Raw genomic sequence first — 2,524 nt, forward strand, 5'->3', positions numbered from 1 at the left:
CACCAAGGCCGCCCCGGCCCCGGACCTGATCGGCCGCGACTTCACCGCCGACAAGCCCGGCACGAAACTCGTCGGCGACATCACGTACCTGGTGCGCCGTGAGGCGCTTCGTCGTATCCCCTACTCAATAGGGAGGAACTTGGAGGAATGTTCCTAGTACTCCAGCCGTAGATCGTGATCACGGATGAGAAGGTCTCCCGTCCCGATAGCCTGCGGTGAGGCCGCCACGGTGGCTTCACCCCAATGGCAGGAAGGATGTGTCGTGATCCGTCCGGAGGTTGCCGACTTCACCGCCCTGGGCAAACTCCCGTCCGAGGACGGCGAGCCTGACGAGGCTCTTGAGGAGGCCGTCGAACACGCGGGAGCTCTTCTGGATCTCATTGAGCGACCCGTGACCGATGAGGAGGCCCATGCCTTGGCGGACTGCTTCGGCGACGACGAATGCTTCGGCGTGGCCTGGGTCCTCCTGCATCTCATCGAGACGGCTCCTCACGCGCGTGAGGACCGGCCTGAAGCCGCTCGACGATGGCGCGATGGTCTGACGAGCCAGTAGCACTCCAGGCGTAGATCTTGATCTTCACGGCAGGTCGGCGGCTTGCCTTCGGTAATGGCACAGGCGTGCGCGGGCTTGGTGCTGGCGTCGCCAGTGTGACCAGCGCAGGCGGTGTGCGAGGTCGTGGACCGGGCTGATCAGGGCCGCGAACAGGTGCTGGATCTCGTTGCCGGTCAAGGGGATCAAGTCGTTCGGGGCGGGTCGGTCGCGGCGTTCGGCGGCGGCAGTGACGGCAAGGAAGGCGTGAGCGAGCATCGCGAGGGTGACCCAGCGGTGCCACGAGGTCCAGCGGCGGACCTGGTGCTCGTCCAGGCCGGTCAGGCCCTTGCTGGCCTGGAACGTCTCCTCGACCGTCCAGCGCCGCCCGGCGACCCGCACCAGCTCGGACAGCGGCACCGGGCGGGGTGAAAAGCAGCGGTAGAAGGCGAGTTCGCCGGTGCGTCGGTTGCGGCGAACCATCAGGCACCATTGTCCGGGCTGACCGGCCGGACCGTGAACCTCGACCTGTGCCCAGTCGTAGTACCGCTCGCCCTTCGCCCCCGACCCGGCCGACAATCGCTGCCAGGCCCGATTCGGGATCCGCGCGGCCAGGGTCTTCGCCTGGAACTTCCCGGCGTGCGTGATGACGGGGTGGGTGCTGGAGACAGCCAGGACGTAGCCGGTCCGGCGGTGTTCCAGGGCGGTCCGCAGGTGCGGGTTGTCGCCGTAGACCTCGTCTCCCGCGACCCAGCGGGCCGGTGTTCCCGCGTCCAGGGCCCGCCCGACCATGCGGGCCGCGAGTTGGGGCTTGGTGGCGAAGACCAGACCGCTGGGGATACCCGCGCTCCGGCAGCGGTCCGGATCCTCCGTCCATGAGCGCGGCACGTACAGGGCTCGGTCGATGGCGGCGTGTCCGCGGGCGGCGGCGTACACGAGATAGACGGCGACCTGGGAGTTCTCGATGCGGCCGGCGGTGCCGGTGTACTGGCGCTGCACGCCGACGGTCGCGGTGCCCTTCTTCAGATCCCCTGTCTCGTCGACGACCAGGACAGACTCCTCATCGCGAAGGTGCTCGACCACGAAGTCCCGTATGTCGTCGCGGACTTGGTCGGCGTTCCAGGACGCGCGGCCGAGCAGGTGCTGCATGCCGACCGGACTCGCGTCACCGGCGTGCTGGGCGATCGTCCAGCAGTTCTTCCTCGGCAGGTCCGCGAGCAAGCCCAGCACGAACGCCCGCGCCCGGCGACGCGGCTCCACGCGGGCGAACCGGCCCGCCACGCGCGCCATGAGGCCATCGAATACCGACTGCCACCGAGCAGGGTCTACGCTGTGGCCCACGGCCACCGGCTGATCTTCGTTTGTCCACACAACTCACGATGATCAACGGTGGCCGTCCCCACCTCTATCCCACCCAGCAGTACAGACGGCCTTCCCGGCCGCCGACGGCCCGCGCCAGGGCAGCCAGACCGCGCAGGATCCCGGTTACCGTCTCTTGGTCGAACACCTCGCCGTCCGCCGCTCGCTCCTGCGCCCACAGCCGACTGACCTCGACAAGCCGGTGCTCATCGACGCCGGTAAGCGCGTCCTGGAGATCCCGGGAAGCCGCGAGGACCAGCGGGCCCTCGCCGTCGCCCGGGTCAGCAACAACTTCAGGCTCATCAGCGGCGACGAGCTCTTCAAAGCTTCGACCGGTGAAGATGCTCTCCCACTCGATCAGTGCCTCTTCGCCATCGAAGTTGCCGCACGTCAGCGACTCGAAGACCCCGTCGGGACCGCCTTCCACGACGGCAGTGGCAGCGTCGTGGTCCGATGCCACGAAAAACTTGATGATGATGCTCACGGGGGCATGCTGTCTGCTCAACAGGCCCGGGTCTACCTGCCGCCAGCCACCGAACACGATCAGCCAAGCCGAGATCGCCTCCGCTCAAGCACCAAGATCACGATCTACAGCTGGAGTACTAGGTCACCCGGCTTACCCGGATACGGAAACGT

General features: G+C 67.4%; 3 protein-coding genes. 1 reads left to right on the forward strand and 2 read right to left on the reverse strand.

What is annotated here, in order from left to right; all coding sequences use genetic code 11:
• The first annotated feature begins 262 nt into the window (after positions 1-262).
• The gene (locus ACFSL4_RS22445) at positions 263-553 is read left to right on the forward strand and encodes a hypothetical protein (protein WP_381085766.1); all 291 of its coding nucleotides are present in this window, start codon (positions 263-265) and stop codon (positions 551-553) included.
• Positions 554-577: 24 nt separating this feature from the next.
• Here ACFSL4_RS22445 and ACFSL4_RS22450 read toward each other — a convergent pair whose 3' ends face one another.
• Together ACFSL4_RS22450 and ACFSL4_RS22455 are read right to left on the reverse strand one after the other, a co-directional pair.
• The gene (locus ACFSL4_RS22450) at positions 578-1,819 is read right to left on the reverse strand and encodes an IS701 family transposase (protein WP_381085769.1); all 1,242 of its coding nucleotides are present in this window, start codon (positions 1,817-1,819) and stop codon (positions 578-580) included.
• Positions 1,820-1,934: 115 nt separating this feature from the next.
• On the reverse strand, positions 1,935-2,372 hold the full coding sequence (locus tag ACFSL4_RS22455; protein WP_381085772.1) for a hypothetical protein: 438 nt from the start codon (positions 2,370-2,372) through the stop codon (positions 1,935-1,937).
• Positions 2,373-2,524: the final 152 nt, after the last annotated feature.

The sequence above is a fragment of the Streptomyces caeni genome (assembly GCF_042678285.1).
GTDB classification, from domain to species: Bacteria; Actinomycetota; Actinomycetes; order Streptomycetales; family Streptomycetaceae; genus Streptomyces; species Streptomyces caeni.